At 40.2% G+C, this 19747-nt stretch carries 14 protein-coding genes; 3 read left to right on the forward strand and 11 right to left on the reverse strand.

What is annotated here, in order from left to right:
* The 3 genes from KYH19_RS04325 to KYH19_RS24340 all read right to left on the reverse strand — a co-directional run bounded on the left by KYH19_RS04325 (position 1) and on the right by KYH19_RS24340 (position 1903).
* On the reverse strand, positions 1 to 807 hold the full coding sequence (locus tag KYH19_RS04325) for a helix-turn-helix transcriptional regulator (protein WP_219077696.1): 807 nt from the start codon (positions 805 to 807) through the stop codon (positions 1 to 3).
* Positions 808 to 1051: 244 nt separating this feature from the next.
* Entirely contained in the window at positions 1052 to 1444 is a 393-nt protein-coding gene (locus KYH19_RS04330; RefSeq protein WP_255562545.1) for an endonuclease domain-containing protein, read from the reverse strand.
* Between the two features lie 270 nt (positions 1445 to 1714).
* Positions 1715 to 1903 (reverse strand): DUF559 domain-containing protein, encoded by a 189-nt coding sequence (locus KYH19_RS24340; protein WP_219077697.1) that lies wholly within the window; start codon positions 1901 to 1903, stop codon positions 1715 to 1717.
* Positions 1904 to 2116: 213 nt separating this feature from the next.
* On the opposite strand from KYH19_RS24340, the gene KYH19_RS04340 reads away from it, so the two are divergent.
* The 3 genes from KYH19_RS04340 (at position 2117) to KYH19_RS04350 (ending at position 6418) form a co-directional block, all read left to right on the forward strand.
* Positions 2117 to 3217 carry a serine hydrolase gene (locus KYH19_RS04340; RefSeq protein ID WP_219077698.1) on the forward strand — a complete coding sequence of 367 codons (1101 nt, stop codon included), beginning with the start codon at positions 2117 to 2119 and terminating at the stop codon, positions 3215 to 3217.
* A 735-nt stretch (positions 3218 to 3952) separates the two neighbouring features.
* Positions 3953 to 5338 (forward strand): DUF6055 domain-containing protein, encoded by a 1386-nt coding sequence (locus KYH19_RS04345; protein ID WP_219077699.1) that lies wholly within the window; start codon positions 3953 to 3955, stop codon positions 5336 to 5338.
* A 360-nt stretch (positions 5339 to 5698) separates the two neighbouring features.
* A complete protein-coding gene (locus tag KYH19_RS04350; RefSeq protein ID WP_219077700.1) occupies positions 5699 to 6418 on the forward strand; it encodes a hypothetical protein in 720 nt (239 codons plus the stop codon).
* A gap of 715 nt (positions 6419 to 7133) precedes the next feature.
* On the opposite strand, the gene KYH19_RS04355 is transcribed toward KYH19_RS04350, so the two are convergent.
* From KYH19_RS04355 to KYH19_RS04385, 8 genes are all read right to left on the reverse strand, one after another.
* Positions 7134 to 9620, reverse strand: a complete 2487-nt coding sequence (locus KYH19_RS04355; protein WP_255562546.1) for a zinc-dependent metalloprotease — start codon at positions 9618 to 9620, stop codon at positions 7134 to 7136.
* A 65-nt stretch (positions 9621 to 9685) separates the two neighbouring features.
* Entirely contained in the window at positions 9686 to 10423 is a 738-nt protein-coding gene (locus KYH19_RS04360; protein WP_219077702.1) for a hypothetical protein, read from the reverse strand.
* 27 nt (positions 10424 to 10450) lie between these two features.
* Positions 10451 to 11866: a RagB/SusD family nutrient uptake outer membrane protein gene (locus KYH19_RS04365; RefSeq protein WP_219077703.1), complete on the reverse strand. Its 1416-nt coding sequence runs from the start codon at positions 11864 to 11866 to the stop codon at positions 10451 to 10453.
* Between the two features lie 164 nt (positions 11867 to 12030).
* Positions 12031 to 15480: a SusC/RagA family TonB-linked outer membrane protein gene (locus KYH19_RS04370; RefSeq protein ID WP_219077704.1), complete on the reverse strand. Its 3450-nt coding sequence runs from the start codon at positions 15478 to 15480 to the stop codon at positions 12031 to 12033.
* Between the two features lie 276 nt (positions 15481 to 15756).
* Complete coding sequence (locus KYH19_RS04375; RefSeq protein ID WP_219077705.1) at positions 15757 to 16929, reverse strand: FecR family protein; 1173 nt, start codon at positions 16927 to 16929, stop codon at positions 15757 to 15759.
* A gap of 340 nt (positions 16930 to 17269) precedes the next feature.
* Entirely contained in the window at positions 17270 to 17875 is a 606-nt protein-coding gene (locus tag KYH19_RS04380) for an RNA polymerase sigma factor (RefSeq protein WP_219077706.1), read from the reverse strand.
* An 894-nt stretch (positions 17876 to 18769) separates the two neighbouring features.
* A complete protein-coding gene (locus KYH19_RS24125) occupies positions 18770 to 18904 on the reverse strand; it encodes a hypothetical protein (RefSeq protein WP_255562547.1) in 135 nt (44 codons plus the stop codon).
* 106 nt (positions 18905 to 19010) lie between these two features.
* Positions 19011 to 19685 (reverse strand): hypothetical protein, encoded by a 675-nt coding sequence (locus KYH19_RS04385; RefSeq protein ID WP_219077707.1) that lies wholly within the window; start codon positions 19683 to 19685, stop codon positions 19011 to 19013.
* Positions 19686 to 19747: the final 62 nt, after the last annotated feature.

The raw sequence follows: 19747 nt of genomic DNA on the forward strand, positions 1-19747 counted from the left end.
TTACTTTAAATAATGCTGATACTGATGCGGGGTAAACCGAAACTCTTCTTTAAAACACCGGATGAGATGGGTCTGGTCGTAAAAACCACATTCAAAAGCAATCTGGATGGCAGATTTTTTTCCGGCATTGAGTTCTGCCGCCGCCCGGCAAAGTCTGATGCTTCGGATGTATGCTCCAAGGTTACATCCAAAATACTTTGGAAAGTATCTGGATAGATGGACGGGGTGTATGCCTAGGTTACCGGACATAGATTCGAGAGAATGACTTTGATCAGGACTATCATGAAGCATTTGGGTGAGTTTGTCAACCCATTCCGGAGGTTGTTTATATCTGCGATAGTTCGAACTGCTGGAAAGCCTGTCTACTGCATTGAAAGCTAGCGTATGGAGCGATAGCGGCGTGGTATCATCGGGATTTTTAGTAGAAATTAAGATTTGATGGAAGAGTGATTTTACCAGGGGATTGATTACTTCAAGGCTGCCTTCGGCCATATTTTTGCCAGCAAATTCCAAAAGCCATTTAGCAGACAATTCCAGGTGCATTCCCCTGGTGTAGCCCTTAGGCTTTACATTGTAATGCGGTTCCTGGCAATTATGGAAAAGTAAAGTGCCCGGAACACATTTATGGTGATCTTTTTTATTTATTTCAGAAACCTTGCCAGCGATTAGGAAAGTAAAGTAAGCATTGTCATGATAGTGCCAATCAACGAATTCGTGAGTATATTCCGTGTTGGTGATGATGAGCCCGTCCAATTTGATGGTTTGATCAGTATTGCCAAAAAAAATTCCCGATGTGAGGTTTTTCATGAATGATTTTAGCTTTAAGACACAAAAAACAGGTGGGAGTTACAAGTGATTTCTGTATGTCATTTCCTAATGCCCAGGAAGCTATGCCGTTCGAGAGTGATCTAAATGAAGATCACCTTGACAAGTCGTCGTTTTTTAAATGAACATTTTTCTCTCCAAATCTTCAATCACAGGCTTTATAAGCAATAAAAAGCGATTTAAATGTTCAATTATCCTGCTGGCCGGTATAATCTTATCAGGTAAATCAGCTCCCCTCCTTATTGCAAGGAGGGGCTGGGGGTGGTTTTTTGAAATATGTTCTAATCGCCTCGCATATCAATTCTTCAGATTCAAAAACTTCAGCATTCTCAAATCTGATTACCCTAATTCCTTTACTGTTTAAAAAATCAGTTCGTTCCTTATCGTATATTTCTGCTGAATAATCATCATGACTACTGCCATCAACTTCAATAGCTAATTTTTCTGATGGACAGTAAAAATCTAAAATATAATTTCCAACACTATGCTGGCGTCTGAATTTTTTACCATCAAGTCTTGAATTTTGCAGATACATCCACATGGTAGCCTCAGCAGGGGTAAGGTTGTTTCTCAGCTCCTTTCTTTTCTCTTTTAGATATTTAAGATTATGGATTGCCACATCACAATATAATCATTTTTTAAATTAATTTTGTTCATTTACCACCCCCTTGCCCCTCCTAAAACAGGAGGGGAGTAGGAACTGCCGGGGCAAGATTAGTTTCTGTTAATTGCGTTTGTATTTTGAACCCTTTGGCTATACATTTTACAAGATGAAATAGCGCTACTCTTTATTATAAGGATGTGCTGAATAAAGGTTAGTTTCTGGTAATAAGATTTATAGTTCGAATCTTTTGCTGTATTATCTTATTAGGTAAATCCGCTCCCCTCCTTATTGCAAGGAGGGGTTGGGGGTGGTTTTTTGAAATATATAATTCCAAACACTGTGTTGGCGTCTGAATTTTTTGCCATCAAGTCTGGAATTTTGCAGGTACATCCACATGGTAGCCTCAGCAGGAGTGAGGTTGTTTCTCAGCTCCTTTCTTTTCTCTTTTAGCTGTTTAAGATTATGGATTGCCATGATTCAATATCATCATTTTTAAATTAATTTTGCTTAGTTAGCCCCCCCTTGCCCCTCCTAAAACAGGAGGGGAGTAGCAACTACTGGGGGGCATATGCTAAACTGACCTTTTTTTGTGCTGCTATCGAAATTTGTATATTTACTGAACTAAGGTATCAAATCCCGCCCTCTGGCGATAACTGGCCCATTACCGGCAATTTTAAAGAACATGTTATGAGAAGAACATTTTTTCTGATTACAATTGGACTGTTGTTATTTAATCTCACTTTTGGTCAATCTAATCATTATAAGCAACTTGACAGCTTATTTGGCACGCTCTATAAGCAGCAAATGTTTAATGGGAATGTGCTGATTGCAGATAAAGGGAAAATCGTATTTGAAAAAAGTTATGGCCTTGCCAATGAGCAAACCGGACAAAAAATTAATAACCAAACCATATTTGAGCTGGCATCTGTTTCCAAACAATTTACTGCTATGGGAATTGTTTTGTTGGAAAAACAGGGAAAACTGAACTATGACGACAAAATTTCAAAATATATTCCCGAACTAGCTTTCTACGGGAACATCAGCATCAGAAATTTACTTAATCACACTGGAGGGCTTCCCGACTATATAGAATTTTTTGAACAAAAGTGGGGTAAAACAAAAATTGCTACCAATCAGGATATTGTAAATGTCTTCGCGAAATACAGACCAAAAGCTATCTTTCAACCCGGCGAAAAATACGAGTACAGTGATACAGGGTATACTTTATTAGCGTTGATCATAGAAAGAGTATCAGGTAGGGCATTTGGACAATTTTTGAGTGAAAACATCTTTCAACCATTAAAAATGAAAAATACGTTTATCTACAGAAGTAGATTTGAACCAAAAAAAATAGATAATTATGCTCTTGGTTATGTTACAGATAGCTTAGGACATAAAGTGCTTCCCAATAGTTTTGGGAAAGAATTTTACACTTATTATCTGGATGGAATTGTGGGCGATGGAACAGTAAATTCTACAACAGCAGATCTGTTAAAATGGGACAGAGCACTTTATACCGATAAATTGATAGATTCAAAAGATAAAGAACTCCTATTTAATTCGGTAAAAACCAAGGATGGAAAAGAGAGTAATTATGGATTTGGGTGGTTTGTAGGGAATTCGAAAAAATATGGCAAAATCGTCTATCATTCCGGAGGTTGGCCAGGGTATTCCACTTATATAGAAAGGCATTTAGATAATGATAAAACGATAATAATCCTGCAAAATCATTCGGAAGCAAAAATAAATTCATTTTTGCAAAAAGTAAGAACGATATTATATAATTAATCTTAAAACAAGAAAATGTATGCTTTTTAAGGAACGACTAAGATCGTTGATTGATCTGAATTTTAGTTTTTAGCTTTTTCAAAGATGCAGCTCCTTTTTTTGTTCGATATTCATCAGCCATAATCTTTTACCCCTGGTTGTGTCCTGTAAGATACCTAAGCTTTTTTCGTCGTTATCTTATCAATTCCGATGTCATATTTCTGCATTATACGGTGGTATAAGGGTGATTTTACCAGATCTTCCATAAACTAAAGGTTCGATCTAATCTTCTTTACATCTAGTGCATGTGTTATTATCATGCCTATATTGGCCATGGAATTAAGGTAGCTGTCTGAACCAATTTCATTCTTATCACCTCAGTACTCCTCCCCGGAGCCGTGTTTTTCTCTGGCAACAGTAAACCGCTGGGAAGCTTAACTAGCAATATATCAATATTTTGCCGCTTTTAGTTAATATACGATCAGTATGGCCGCCTTTTGTGGTGTATATTTAAATATTACAAATTTTTTATACAATACTGTAATAAATACCGGAATGAAGTGGGCCCGCGCCTTACCACTTTATGCTGAATGCGGAGGTGTATTGTAAAATCTTTTATTTTAAGTATTAACCCATCATAAAAATATTTTTCACGAACAGCCTGTTGATCTTCTGAGGTAATCAACCCCTATAGAGATGAGTACACTGTGTGATAAAATTTAATCAATCTATAAACCTAATCAACTAAAAACCAAAATGAAAAAACAAATTTTATTCTTCCTGGTCATTGTATTATTATCAGGCTGTAAAGAGGAATTCAACTCCATTAAGCCCACTCCGCTAATTAAGCCGCAAAAGCAGGCCAACACAGCAGCGCTTGCAGCTGCTGCTCCCGAAGTCTATATTCCGCAGGAATTAAGCTCGAATGATTTTAATAATTCGGCCAGCACATGGAGTTGGTCAAGATCCCGCTCTTCCGATCACTTTATTGTTTTCTGGGCTAAACCCTATGGCACTAACGATCCAAATTCAACCGCTGTACCAGCAGCATATCGGGTGAACATTACCGACCTGCTGAGCAAAGCGGAAGGCTTTTTTCAATTAAATGTAACTCAATTAGGTTTTGCTAATTTAGCTACATCTAAGCTGAATAGATATAAGATGATGATCTTTATCAAATATCAAACAGAATGGCTGGCTACTGGTTCTGGCTATGATAACGTAATTGGTGCCCTGTGGGTTAGCCCAGCTACCATGCAGCCGGTTGGTCATGTCATCGGTCATGAGATTGGGCATAGTTTCCAATATCAGGTTTTTGCTGACCAGGGTGTTGGCGGGTTCCGCTATGGGTTTGGCGGCAATGGCGGTAACGGCTTTTGGGAGCAAACAGCTAATTTCCAGGGATTCCAGAGCTATCCGTCGACGGTTTTTACCGCCTATGATTTCACCGTCTACAAGGATAATTACCACCGCCATGTTCACCATGAATGGTATCGTTATGCCAGTTACTTTATACTCTACTATTGGGAATTTAAAAGGGGGCGCGATTTTGTCGGAAAATTATGGCGCGAGTCTCGCCAACCGGAAGATCCTATCCAGGCATATATGAGGCTTAATGGTATTAATGTGGCTACTTTTAATGGAGAAATCTACGATCAGGCTGTAAGATTTGTGACCTGGGATATTCCTTCACTCCGGACTTACGGTACAAATTACCATGGCGCTCAAACGTGGAATTACACCGTGCTGAGTGACGGAAGCTACCAGGTAGCCTATAATCGTGCACCGGGTACTACTGGTTACAATGTTATCCCTTTAACTGTTCCTGCCGCAGGTACGGCTGTATCAACCGTGTTTACCGGTATGGTTAATGCGCCCGGATATAATCAGGTGGCAAATCCGGCAAGAGCAGGTTGGCGCCATGGGTATGTTGCACTTTTAAATACAGGAGAACGCAGGTATAGCGGCATGTGGACCAACAACGCAACAAGTAGCTTTACTGTGCCGGCTGGTACTGTAAAATTATGGTATGTAGTAACTGGAGCGCCGACTACCTATGCACCACATCCATGGGATGAAAACGAAGCCAATGATGACCAATGGCCTTACAAGGTAAAATTCACGAATAGTTCCGTGTTGTAAGGCATCGCTAAATAATAGGTTTTATGTAAATTAAGATCAGGCCGTCTCAAATTTATTGAGGCGGCTTTTTTTACGTATTGAGTTCCTTCTTGTTCCGTCAATGATATTACGGTAGCCGAAATGGACCTTAATGAAGATTATACTTTGACCAAAGTTGTGTAGGGCGGTAGCGCTATTGGCTTTATGCTGGTACACCTGGCAGGCCACCTTGCCTGTCACCCTTGGCAGATCAATTACCACAGGAGATTACCGGAATTTAATATTGAAAATCTCATTTTAATTCATCATCTGGTCGATTCCTTTGTTTGCTTTTCCCGTTAGTAATACTTACTATTGATTACACACAAAAACAATATACAGATGAAACGTTTACAAGTAAAGAAGGGGTATTTTCTGATGCCCTTTGTAAGGGGGATGATGTGCTTACTACTCACCAGCTGGCTAGTGCCGGCAAATGCACAATTTTCGGGAGATCGAAATGAAAAGGAGTATTATAACAGGATCTTTTCTATACTTAATGGAAGAATGGGGCTTATTGGTAACACTGATGTCACCTATTACACAGGAGATTTTTACCCGGAAATTAAAGGTAAGATAAAATCTATTGGCAATACTGATATCACGTATTACACCGGAGATTTTTATCCGGAAATTAAAGGTAATGTAAAATCTTTTGGAAAAACTAATATTACCTATTACACCGGAGACTTTTACCCGGAAATTAAAGGTAGGATAAAATCAATAGGTGCAATAGATTTGATTTATTACACTGGAGATTTTTATCCTGAGCTTAAGGGAAAGCTAAGATCAGTGGGTAAAACTGAGGTGACGTATTACACCGGAGACTTCTATCCAGAAATTAAAGGTAAACTTAAGGCTGTTGGCGATACGAATATTACTTATTATACAGGAGACTTTTACCCGGAGCTTAAAGGTAAACTAAAAGCTGTTGGCGATGCCGAGATCATTTATTATACCGGAGATTTTTATCCGGAGCTTAAAGGTAAAGTAAAATCAGTGAATGGGAGTTTTCCTGAAAGCATTTTGTTCCTTTTTCCCGAACTGGGCATAACCAATTAGGATGCTGAACAAGTCGGACAATAAAGGATGGTACCGGTAGTAGGGTTAAGCTTAGTAACCTGAGTTCGATTAATAATGTGCTTTAATTTGGGTTATTTGGCGCCTTGTATGAACGGTCGTCACCCTGAACTTGTTTCAGGGTCTTTAAAGCAAGGCGGTTTAACAGGAAAGATACTGACTACGATTAGCTATCAGGTCTTTAAAACAATAAAACTGCTAATAAAATAAATCCGATAGCTATTGGATGCGAGAAGACTTTTTTAGCTGATAGCCTGTCCCGAAATTTCAAGGAAGCAACCTTACAACGATAGCTAACAGCATGCGCTTTAAGATTCCCGCCTGCGCGGGAATGACGACCGTGCTAATGGATTCTGTCAATGGTAGGGGTAATTAATCGTTTAAAATCAATATGAAGGACAGATGATTTAACGAATTAATAGGCCGTGAAGAATCGTCATTGCGAGAAGGCTTTTTCAGCGACGAAGCAATCTTACAACGATCGCTAACAGCGTGCGCTTTAAGATTGCTTCGTGCCTCGCAATGACGACCTTTCTTTATAAGATCTGTCATTGATGGCTTGTAGAAGGGTCTGTTTTAAACGTCTTACAAGGCGTTTCGATACTTCGTCAAGCTCAGTACAGGCTGAGCTCAACATGACAAATTCAAATGAATTACAATTTATGATACAGCCCCTTTTTACTTTCCAAATCGCTGTTTATTTTTCTGGATCCAGCACCTGGTTTATCGTTCGTACAATATCCTGCAGGTGGTATTTCTCCAAACCTTCACGTTTCGGAAGCACGGCTTCAATATCGCCTTTGAGTTCTGTCAAATGCATTTTTACTAGCGTAGAAATGTCATTTGCCTGCACATCAACGATATTGTATTGCTGCATTTGTTGTGGGGTGTAGCCTCCTGCAGCTGTTGCTGTCAGCATTTTTTTCAGGTTATCTACATAAGCTTTCTGGAGGTTACGCCGGTAAAGATCAATTTGCTGACCATCATAAAGCTCAGACCACACGCCTTTTTTCATATCAGAAAAAAGTTCGTCTATGGTATAGGTTGGGGTTTTGCTTAGCGTGGCATTGAGCAATTTATTTAATGAGCTTACTCCCATAACACTGCCCAGCATATCTTTTTGATAATTTAATATCAGCCGGGTCGGATCGGTAGCGATTTTGCCCGATAAGGAGCCTTCAATTAACCAGGTTGGTGTGCGGAACAACTGCTGGTTCAAAAAGGAAACGGCCTGCTTTTGAATCTGGGCCGGTACATTTTTATACACCAAACCTGGCTCATCAACAGTCTTTAAATCCGTATAAACCCCGGCGATGTTTTTTGCCACGTGCCCCAGGTAACGTCTGTACTGGTTGGCGACTTCGGCATACATTTCTTTTGCATTTCCATAACCTTCATTTTCCTCTTTTGTCCATTCTATCAAATTGGGCAAAATGCGTTTCAGGTTTCTGATGCCATATTCACTGGCCAGCATGGCATTGTCGCCCAGATCTTCGTTCTGGCTACGCGGATCGGCGGGGTCTGCCTCTGTTCCAAACCATAATCTCGGATTTGCAGCCACACGTTTACTGATCATTTTACTCAACGGCCCGTGTTCATCTTCAGCTCTGTTATACTGGGGCATCCATTTGTAGCCCCATTCAATTGCCCACTTGTCGTAATCTCCAATCCTCGGATAAATCCCTGCTTTCCCAATGTGATCTTCGGGTTGTGCTACGTAATTAAAACGTGCATAATCCATAATTGATGGCGTATGTCCGTTGGCTTCTACCCATTTCTTGTTGCGCAACAGCTCAACCGGTACAGTAGAGGAAGAACCGTAGTTGTGCATCAAGCCCAAAGTATGGCCAACTTCATGCGAGGAAACAAAACGAATAAGATCACCCATCAGCTGATCGTCAAACTTCTTTCTAGCCCTTGGATCTACTGCTGCGGCCTGGATAAAATACCATTTACTAAGAATGCTCATAACGTTATGGTACCAGTTTACATGGGTTTCCAGGATCTCGCCACTACGCGGATCATGCACACTAGGTCCGCTGGCATTTGCGATTACCGAAGGTTTATAAACGATGGCACTATGGCGCGCATCATCAATGCTCCAGGTAGAATCTTTCGGCGCTTCCTTTGCAAGGATGGCATTTTTGAAACCTGCTTTTTCAAAGGCAACCTGCCAATCGTTCACACCTGCAATCAAATAAGGGACCCACTTTTTAGGGGTGGCAGGATCAATGTAGAAAATAATCTGTTTTTTAGGTTCTACCAGTTCTCCTCTTTTGTATTTTTCTACATCTGCATCTTTAGGCTCCATGCGCCAGCGTGTAATCATCACCTCACGTTTGATCCCTATCGGATTGGCATCAAAATCGACATAGTCTGCCGTAAAATAGCCAACCCTGGAATCTGAAAATCTTGGCTTCATGGGTATTTTAGGCAACAGCATGATAGAACTGTTCAGTTCCAGTGTAGCCGCTGAAGCACCGATTATTGCATCGCCGATAAGCGGGGATTTATTATAGGTCTTTACGGCACGTACCTCAACATTAAGCGGGAAAGCTTTTACGCTTTCCAGGTACGACCTATCGGCGATGAGTGCACCCAGTGATAAACCTCTTTTGGTAATGGTGTTAAAGTAAAAGAGCTCATTGTCACTGTTAAGGATGTCTGTCATCTCTATTACAGTGCCCTTCATTCCTGAAATTGAATCCTTTGCATAAGCTTTGATATCAAATGAACTCAGTATCGGTTGGATATTAGAATTCATGACAGACCGGTTCATGCCGGTGCTGTCATTTGATCTTTCCTCAAAGGAGATGCTCCTGATAAATAATTTATGGTTTGGGCCCTTTTCAAATCTGATTACATTTTCATTAATCTGATCGCCTGCATATCCCATCATTAAGCCCCGTACGCCAGCGCCTGATTTACTGATGCGGCTAACAATCAAAATATCTCTCCCCAATATGGAGTCAGCAATTTCAAAAAAATACTTTTGCTCAATTTTGTGGACCTTAATCATGCCAGGGCTTGTGATCGCCTTATCCGTAATGATTTCTTTATAAGGTTTAGGTTCACTTACGGGCTTTGCCGCCTCTATAGTCTTCTTCGCCGAAATTTTGCTTTGCAGAGAATCTTTGGTTGTTTTCGGATTTTTTTCCTGCCCTTTTACCAGGCTTGTAACCATGAGTAACGTTGAGCAGAGTATTAAAAATTTGTACATTTAGGTATAAATAATTGGTCTATTTGAATTTAAAAGTAATTGCTCTGAAATATACCGAAGGCATTTCTCCCTGTTCCGCCAGGTACTCCCTTAACCACCAGCGAAATGTTCTTGAAATAGCCGGAATTTGGCGTAAGTGTTAAGCTAAAGTTTGCAATCAGCAATTCACCGGTTGCTGCATTTCGCACTTCAAAATTGTATACCGTTCTGGTGGCAGCTTTGGTTGGGTATTTACTCCATGGAGAAATTTCGCGGTAAGCCAATGCTACAGGTGCTGTAACCGATGGAACATTTGCCTGGATAGGGGAGTCTGGCACATTTAACGCATCTTTTAAAATGACTTTCAGTACCGTGCTTTCTGACGACAGGTTTACAAACCGGATGTGCGAAACACTGTCTGCAGCTATAGGTGTTCTATCCGTCTGGATATAAGGGATATCCACTTCGGCCCGCAATATGGTGTCAGGTTTCAAGGCCGTACCACAAAGATACATGGAGTAATTCATCTGCTTGAGGGTATAAGTCCCGGAGAAAAGCACATTCTTACCATCTTTAGAAGAAACCGTTATCATTGCAGGGGATTCTGCCTTAGGGTAAATTAAAACACTACTTGCAAAATTTAGCGTAGCATTCAACTTTACGGCATCTTGACCGGTCCATGCATTTACCACCCTTACTGTTGCAAACCGTTCTTTGCTTTCCTCCTTTTTGCAGGCTCCGATTGCCAGCACAAAAAGAAACATTAAGCTTAAATATCTTATATTCATTTTCTATCTCTTAATTTGACTTCGTGATTAATTTTGTGAAATGCCGGATTTCGTAATTTCATCTAATGGAATCGGCATCGCGTAACGCTTATCATTTGGTGGAAGCGTATAAACCACACCATCTATTTCTCTGGACAGGGTGATATTAGCGCCCTCTACATTCAGGCGCCGCACATCAAACCACCTTGCGCCGCGGTACAACAATTCCCTTCTACGCTCGAGTAAAACGAGGTCAAGTGCTGCTTCCGGAGTTAAGGCGCTGAGCACGGGAGCCAATCCCACAGGAAAACGCTTTGTAGCCATCATATTCAAAATTTCAAGTGCCGGAGCTACTTCTTTCTTCCGTGCCAGACATTCTGCCAAAATCAGGTAAACCTCGTCAGTTGCCAAACCGTTAAACGGCACATAGCGTAAGGCTATATTTTGGTACAAAGCTTTGATATACTTAGCCGGATCATTAGCACTCCTGATGAAAAAACACAGTTTTAATCTCAGGTCATCTTGATCGTAAAGGGCAATTTGCTTCGGGCTCACCTTCGACTTGAAAGTATAACCGTAATCGGAGTAGTTTAACGCATAAAAATCGTAGCCAACAGAAGCGTCGCCATGAAAAGTAGTGTAAATCACTTCCGGATTCCCGCCCTCAAATGGCGTGTTGGAATTTACGTCAAGGTCATTGTAGTCGAGTAGCGTTCCCTTGATCTTTAAAGCCTCCCGCGCGCTTTCCATTGCCTTATCGTAGTTCATCATGCACAAATGAACCCTTGCCAGCAAAGCCAGGGCCGCCACTTTAGAGCCTAATGTCGGTTTTGTAGTGGACTCAGAGGTAAAACTCATTTTTGCGGTTTCCAGATCAGACAAGATCTGAGCATAGGTAACCGCTATGGATGAACGCTGCAGAGGATTATTGGCATTTACCTCCAGAGGCAAAGGGATGCCGGGTGTAACTGCCGCATTCTTCGGGTCATAAGGCATTGCAAAAGCCTGTGCAATCTGAAAAAAAGTATGGGCACGCAGAAAGTAGGCCTGCCCTTTAACATCCCCATATTTTGCTGCATTAGCAGGTGTTTTTGCCAATTCATTTAAGCCTGTAATGATGGTGTTGGCGTATAGGAGCGTTTTGTAGGAATTGTTCCAGTCTAAAGAAGTTTGATAAACAGTCGGATTCCAGTTGTAACTGTTGCGAATGGGCTCCTCTTTCGACTGCCAGATACTGGTAGATAAGTATTCGTATTCATCGCCACAGAACATGGAAAAACTCTGGGTATTGTTGATTACTGAGAAGTTGTTTAATAGTCCTTCAAAATCGGCCAGGCTTTCCGGGATCAGGTTTGCCATTACCGGCTTTTTATCCAGAAATTCCTTTTTACAGCTTCCTAACAAAACAGATGCAACCAGTATAATGACAAAAAGTGATTTATTATAAAAAAAAGGCTTTTTCATATGTGTAAATTTGTTTTTAATGGTTATGAAGCTATCATGATTTTTTCACAAGTTTCTATCGTGCTTTAGTGTTCAAGAACTCGCAAGCTCGGTTTACTAATTAGTGTTTGTGATTGGCAAAATCATGATGGTTTCATATCTAATTTTTTAATGGGAGTAATTGATTACAATGTGGTTCTTAAGCCAAATGAATATTGTCTTGGTGATCTTGCTGAAGTTGGGAAATCCGGATCAATGGGAAGCTTTGTCGATTTCCACAACAGACCAATATTATTGGCATAGGCATACACCTGGAGACTTTTGAAGGGCAGCTTTTTAAACTTTGTTTTGCTGATACTGTACGAAAGCTGGATATCCTGTAGTCTGAAACTGTCTCCTTTTTCTACCAGGGCATCCGACGAATCGTAAGTGAGTTGTGCGTAGGTATTATAAGGGTAATTCGTCATTGCCGGAACATTAGTAACCAATTCGTCACCGGGTTTTTGCCATCTGTTTGCAAAATCAGAGAAGAAATAATTGCCAAAGAAAAGGCTGTTGTAGTCCAAGGCCTGACGTTTAAAATAATGACCCAGGCGGTAGGCAATTAAAAATGATAAGGATAGGTTTTTGTAGTTAAAATCATTTCGGATACCGCCAGAAAATTTTGGAATATTATTGCCGATATATACAATATCCTGCTCATTGGCCGCACTAATTACCGAAGCCAGGTCAGTCGTGGCCACACCATTGGAATAAATCATAGGTTGACCAAGTCCGTTTAAACCTGCGTAACGGTAAGTGAACAATGCGGAATAGGCATAACCCAGCCTTGGAATAGTAGAATTGTTCAATACTGAATTTCTCGGGTTTTGTTTGAGGTCGAGTTTAGTGATTTTGTCTATTGCAGAACTTAGATTCAAACTTGTTGACCATGAAAAATCTTTACCTGATATTTGTCTTGAATTGAGGGAGAGGTCGAAACCTTGTGTCTTTACGTCAGCAAAATTCCCGGTAAAATTGATTACACCAACCTGAGGGGCAACGCTCTGTCCGGATATCAAATCGCGGGCATTCTTCCTGAAAAACTCAATACTGCCGCTAATCAGGTTATTCTTGAATCCGAAATCCAATCCAAGGTTCGTTTGTTGTACTTTTTCCCATCTCAATTCTGCATTGGGCGGATTGTTGATCTGATAAAAGGACCCCAAACCGGAATTATTTCCTGCTGATAGGCTGGCAATTGTTTTTGCTGAAGCGCTGGGACTGGTATTTCCACTGTAGCCATTAGTGAGGCGTAGCTTTAACATCGGAAGCCAGTCTATATGGTAAAATGATTCGCGGTTAATTATCCAGGCCACACCAGCAGACCAAAGCGGCACCCCTTTTTGATTAGACGCTACACCAAAAAGATTGGATTCGTCTTTACGGGCACTCGCCGAAATAATATATTTATTTTGATAGGAATAAGAAGCATTGGCAAATAGCGAAACAAAGCGATTGGTGGTATTGCTATTTCCAAATTGTATGGGGATAGTGCTGTTTGCACCACTAAATATAGTTTGATAAATCATATTCTGGTTCACACGCTGATAGGTGTCGAACTCTTTGATATAACCAAGCTCTTGCCTTGTAGAGCCCACATTATTGGTGTTTCTGACTTCCGCACCTGCCAGTGCCGAAATCTGATGATCAGACCCCAATGTCTCGTTGTAAACCAGATTTGCCCTTAGGTTATTGTTATTGTATTTACTGTTTTTAATCAAATTGGTTCCACCATAGGGAAAATTCTGGGTGATTACTCCGGTGGCGGAATTGTAAGTCGTAAACATGTTGATCATTTCGCGTGTTTGAAACGATTCCACATCAAAAATGCTGTTATAGTTGGAAATTCCACTTCCATATTGATAAATGGCACTGAACTGTAATGTTGGCTTAATACTATAGCTAACGTCTGCTTTAATGCTATAGTCCTGAATATGATTTACATTCCTGCCATAATTATATTCATCAAGCGGGATAAAAGTCATATCAATCAGCTTTCCACCTGCTAACCCCGAAATTCGTGTTTTTGAATACTTGTAAGGAATCTCCAGCGGGTTCCCCTGGTCATCTGCCAACCTGGTATAGGGGAAAATTGCACCAGTAGGTAAGCTAAAGTTGGATCCACTCCGCTGCGTGTCAGAAAAAGAAATATCTGCACCAATTTGCAGCTTCCTGTTGAAAAAACTGAATCGTTCGCTCAACACAAAGTTCTTCCGGCTGGAGTTGGATTTATCTGCAGAATGTCCGTTATCTAAACTTCCCGATACGTAGTATTGGTTTTGTGGACCACCGCCCCTGATGCTTAAATTGTATTGCTGATTAAAAGTATTGTCCTGTGTATAACGGGTCAGGTCATCACGGATATCAGTGTTTCTCAGTTGAGCAATCTGCCTTTCTGCTTCAATGGCGCTGATTTTATTACTGCGTTGCTGATCTAAGATGCTGACCAATGGGGAAACCACACTCCCGGGATCTGAAAGGGAATAATCATAATAGCCTTTGCCGAACAAAAAGCTTTCTACATCAATAAATTCTGAAGAACTTAGTTGTGGAACAGAATACAGGTCGGACTTGCCAGCCATGGTAAAACTGGTATTTAAGGATACTTGTGCTGGTTGGTTCAGTTTACCCTTTTTCAAAGTGATCACCAATACCCCATTTCCTCCTCTGGCGCCCCATATGGAAGTGGCTGCGGCATCTTTCAGAATGGTGACACTTTCTACATCATTTGGATTGATGGAATTGATGTCTCCTTCAAAGGGATAGTTATCTACCACAACCAGTGGTTCTACTGCAGACCGGATTGTGCTTCGGCCACGAATAGAAAAACTTGCTTCATTGACAGAGTTGGAGGGATTTCGCAGCGTTAGAATTCCTGGTGCCATGTTTTCAATCCTATCGATAATATTAGGACTAACGCCCCTGTTGATTACGCTGGAATCTAAAAATTCATAGGATCCTGTAGCCCGCTCTCTGGAGATTTTCTGATAACCATTGGATACTACTGCAACTTCCTGTAAGCTTTCTGTATTGACAACCAAAACAATAGGTTGATCGGTAATCGCTTTAGCTGCGATCGTTTTAGCGGTATAGCCCGTGTAAGAAATGATGATCAAGGCATCTTCATCGACATTTTTAATTTCGAAAACGCCCAGTTGATTGGTGATCACACTTCTATTGAAATCTTTCAGTTTTACACTTGCACCAGCCAGGGGATTTCCTTTCTCATCCACAACCTTGCCTCTGATGTCCATATTTTTAAAGACATTTATCAAGGCGTCGAGCACAGTTTTTTTCTTTTCGGCTACAACGATGGTTTTGTCTTCAATAACATAGTTCATCACAGTGCCTTTTAAGCAAACTTCCATCACTTCTTCAAGCGATGCACCGCTAAATTTAGCCTGGATGGTTATTCCGGCGTTCAATTTATCGGGTTCCCAAAGCACATGGAAGCCGGTTTGTTTCCCAATTTCTTTAAACACCTGGGCAAGGGTGATTTTGTTTTGGTTTAAAGTAACCTTTTGAGCAAGTGCAGAGGCACTTACCTGCATGATGAAAGCCAATAATAATACAGCAACGAGTTTAATTCGCATGAGCCATTTTCTAAAAATGTGGCACGGAGGACCACATAAAACTTTAGTGGAAATTTTATACATTTGAGTAGGTTTGGTTTAGAAGTGCTTATACTTTAGCGAGCAGCGCACTTCATCTGTAGTTGATTAATTTATTAATCTTATAAAGCCAGATTATTAGGATTCCGATGGCCATCGGAATCCTTTTTTTTTGAGGCGTCGTGATTAATAGCTTTGCATTTCCGTAGGTAGTTCTTTTTTCATGTTGTTTGGTTGGTTTGGTTATGTTGATTTTGGTTATTTCATTACAATGATAGTGTTGCCCTGTATCTCAAATCGAACGGAGCGGGTTAAGCTCAGTTTACTCAATACATGCGAAACTTTAACATACTTGGAGATGCTTCCACTAAACATCTTTTTCTTCAATTCTTCATCTTTAAACTTTACGTCTAGATCGTACCAACGGCCAATATCGTTCATGATCTGTTCAAGAGGCTCATTGTCAAAATTAAAAAAGCCATTCTTCCAGGAAACAGCGTTGTCTGTATCCACATTTTTCACCTCAATCCGGCCTGCTGTTAAAGTTGATTCTTCGCCGGGTTTCAAAATGACCTGATTTACTTTAACACTTCCTTCCAGTAAAGTAGTCCTGGTACGCAAACCATTTTCATATACATTCAGATTAAAATGTGTTCCAAGTACCTCCACTTCCTGATGTATACTTTTAACGATAAAAGGATGTGCCTTATCTTTCGCTACTTCAAAATAAGCTTCTCCCTGAAGTTCTACATTTCGTGTTGATCCTTGAAACGATACCGGAAATTTAACGGATGATGCTGCATTAAGCCATATTTTTGTACCATCAACCAGTTGCAGCTGATATTGGCCCCCACGAGGGGTTGTGATCTGGTTTTGCTCCATTCCTGCATGTTTGCCCTGATCGCCAATAAAAGTATAAACCAATTGTCCCGCCGCTGTAGTCGTAATCTTCACACCATTCTGTTCCGCCAATGAATGATTTACACAGTCTGCCAAAGCGATCTGTTTCCCGTTCGCAAGGGTAAGCACGGCTTTGTTTGTACCCGGATCCACATCTTTTTCCATGCTCAGCGATGGAAGGTCCTGTTTAGAGTTAAGGTAAATGAAAAGTGAAGCTGTAAGGACCATCAGGGTGAGACAGGCTGCGGCAAGCCGGAGAAACCATATGCGTTTGTAGAGCGGAACAATTTTAGGCAGGGCCTGTTGATTGATGCGTTTTACGGACTTGAAAATCTGGAGCAATTTAATTTCCTCTTCAGGAGTAGGGGAGCCCTCTTCAAAAGGAACCAAAAGCTCAGCATAGATCAAATCTTTCAATAAAAATTCATCTGCAACATCAAAATATGTCAGTAACTCCGATATTTCAGTTTCGGAGCATTGATTTTTGAGGAAATTTGAGTAAATACGCTTTAGCTTGTTTTGATCTTCCAAAATAATTGGCCTTTTTAAAGCTATTACGTTTCAAAAACGATCAACATCTAGTCTAAACAAAAAAATATTTACTATTTACCTGAGCTAGATTAATGTTTAAAAATTAATGTACTTTATTAGGACTAATTGGCTAGCCGTTTCGTCATGCTGATCCGATAGCTATCGGATTTATTTTACAAGTAGAAATAGTGTTTTCAATCGCCTTGTAGCTACTACGTGGTCAGCATCTTTCCTGTTAAACCGCCTTGCTATAAAGACCCTGAAACAAGTTCAGGGTGACGACCGTTCGTGCAAGGCGCCAAATAACCCAAATGAAAGCACATTATTAATCGAACTCAGGTTATTTATTCAGAAATGTGCTGCTGATGGCAACAAAAAACAAAAGTGTGCCTGACTTTTTAAGATATTCTGCTACAGTTTTTGTTGCTTTAACAATGTGGTTATTCACTGTAGAACTGGAAATATTGAGTTCACGGGCAATATCATCATAACTTCGCCCTTCAATTTTACAAGCCTGAAAGACACGCTTTTGCTGGGGTGGCAAAAGTTCTATCGCTTTTTGTATCATTTCTCCGGTTTCCCGGTAATAGATGTCTTCCTCGGTATGGGTATAAGCATTAGTGCTGATCAGTTGAACGGTTTTGGCAAGCAATTCATCCCGCGAAATTTTACGATAAGTATCATAAACCAGGTGCTGGGCGATACTGAACAAATAAGATCTGAAGGATTGATTGGAGTCTACGAGGTGCCTTTTGGTCCAAACCTTCACAAAAACGTCTTGCGTAAGTTCGTGAGCGATCACATCAACCTTTACCATTTTTAATAACTTTCTGTAAATCCTTAAGCTATAGATTTGATAAAGTTTGTCGAAAGCATACTCGTCCCCATTTCTCAGTTTAATGAGTAATTCCTTTTCAACCGTATTTTCAACAAGTGCTTCCTCCACTAATCCTAAAAAAATTTACCAGAGATGGTTATCAGGTTTATAAACGATAAGTTGGGCAAATTAACAAAAGATACTTATAATACCATATTTGTTTTTGTAGTATAAACTCGTCAAAATAAGTCTGATACAGCAGTTAAAAACTACTTCTGGCACCTCCTGAAAAAGAGCCTCAGTTCCAATCGGCGGAGGAGTTTGAAGAGCAGGACGGGCATGAAGCGCTTCGAAAAATCGCTTATTTCAATCAGTTCGTCTACAAACGGTTCGGATTAAGCACTGCCATTGACTTCAAGTTTAGCATTATTTATAATTTTTCATTTTTGCTAAATTATAATCTGCTCAAGGTGGACTATTCGTAAATCGCCTTGATTTCTAACCTCTGACTAAATGAATTTCTTTCCAAATCCTAAATTATAGGCTGCTATTAGCAGCAAAAGCGATTTAACTGTTCAATTATTCCTGCTGATGGGTACTTGAACGGATTTCAAGTTTTTTAATCTTTGCTCCGGTTTTTTTTATTTCCTATTGATTTGCGCTTTAGTAAAAATGATTAATTTATTAAGTTTTGGAAAGCACAAGTTAGCCCCAGCAGCTCCTCAACTGCTAAGAATGCGCTAGAAAAGGGGCAGGAAATGGTACCAATGTTGTGATCCGTTCGAGTTTCTAAAGAATTACCAGATAATGGGAAATATGAGAAGAACTGACCCGCAAAACCCACCTTTACAGCAGGAAGTAAAACGCAAGGCATCTGAGCAAAAGCTTTGTAGTCCAACTACATTTCCCACTATTTTTGAGAACAAATATCATCGGACAAGAAAGCGCAGGGCTAAAAGAAAAAAAACGGATTAACTACATATAAGACTATGAAAATACATCCTATCAAGTTAGCTGATGTTTTTATTTTGGTTTTTTTACGTTCACGGGTTTGGTCATCGTCCTTCCAAACTTTTCTGTTTTTAATGTTGATCCTGGTTTTTCAGTTGATTTATCATTTGCTTTTTCAACCATCATTTTTGTTTTTTCAGTTCCCATTTTGTTTATCGTTTTTCTTAGGTTTTGGCTTAATGATCTTTGCCATCGTCCGGCCTTCATTTAAGGCTTTTTTTTCTGCTGTAACTGGTTTTTCTTTTGCCATGGTTTATTTGTTTCCAGTTTGGTTGTTACCCGTGCCAGCGTTTGAACCCGATCCTTGAGTAGTGTTACCGCTGGAAGCAGTTGTAGATTGAGCAATTGGCTTCATTGATGGAGACATCGTCCTACCTTTGGTGATGTCGGTGCCATGTGTTTGTGGTTTGATTTGTTTTGACATAATTGAATCTTGTTTATTTTTTAATGTGATTTCGTTTTGTGCTTTGGCATTCAGTGCATTCATCGAACAGAATATAACCATTAGGGCAATGCCAAAAAAAAGTGAGAACGTGGTGGCCCAGTTTAATTTTCTTATCTTTGAATTGCAAGACTCGAATTTTTTCTCAGCATGATCGAATCTTTGCTGAAATGTTGCATTCTGCTCATCTGTAGGCTCTTCAGAAAGTTCACCACATTTGTCGTAAAGATCTAGGCATATCTCATGGAACCTGCTGGATAGCTGGTGAGAAACGAGGTTGCCCAACAGTGTGAATGACAATAATCCCCAACTTATAATCAAAAACCAGATTCCTGAAGATGTCTCAACTTTGATGATCTTTTCGAGAAATGTCATAGAGAGCACCAACGTGCCTGCGGCAATGTAAACGATGTTCTTTTCATAGTCATCGTCACTTTTTTCTTTTATCTTGTTGAATGCTTCGTGTTGCTTCTCTGTTAGGCCCATTGATTGAGATGTTAATATTCGAATATAATAAAAAAGTTACGTAATTCAAAATTGATGAATGG

Source organism: Pedobacter sp. D749, assembly GCF_019317285.1.
Taxonomy (GTDB): Bacteria; Bacteroidota; Bacteroidia; order Sphingobacteriales; family Sphingobacteriaceae; genus Pedobacter.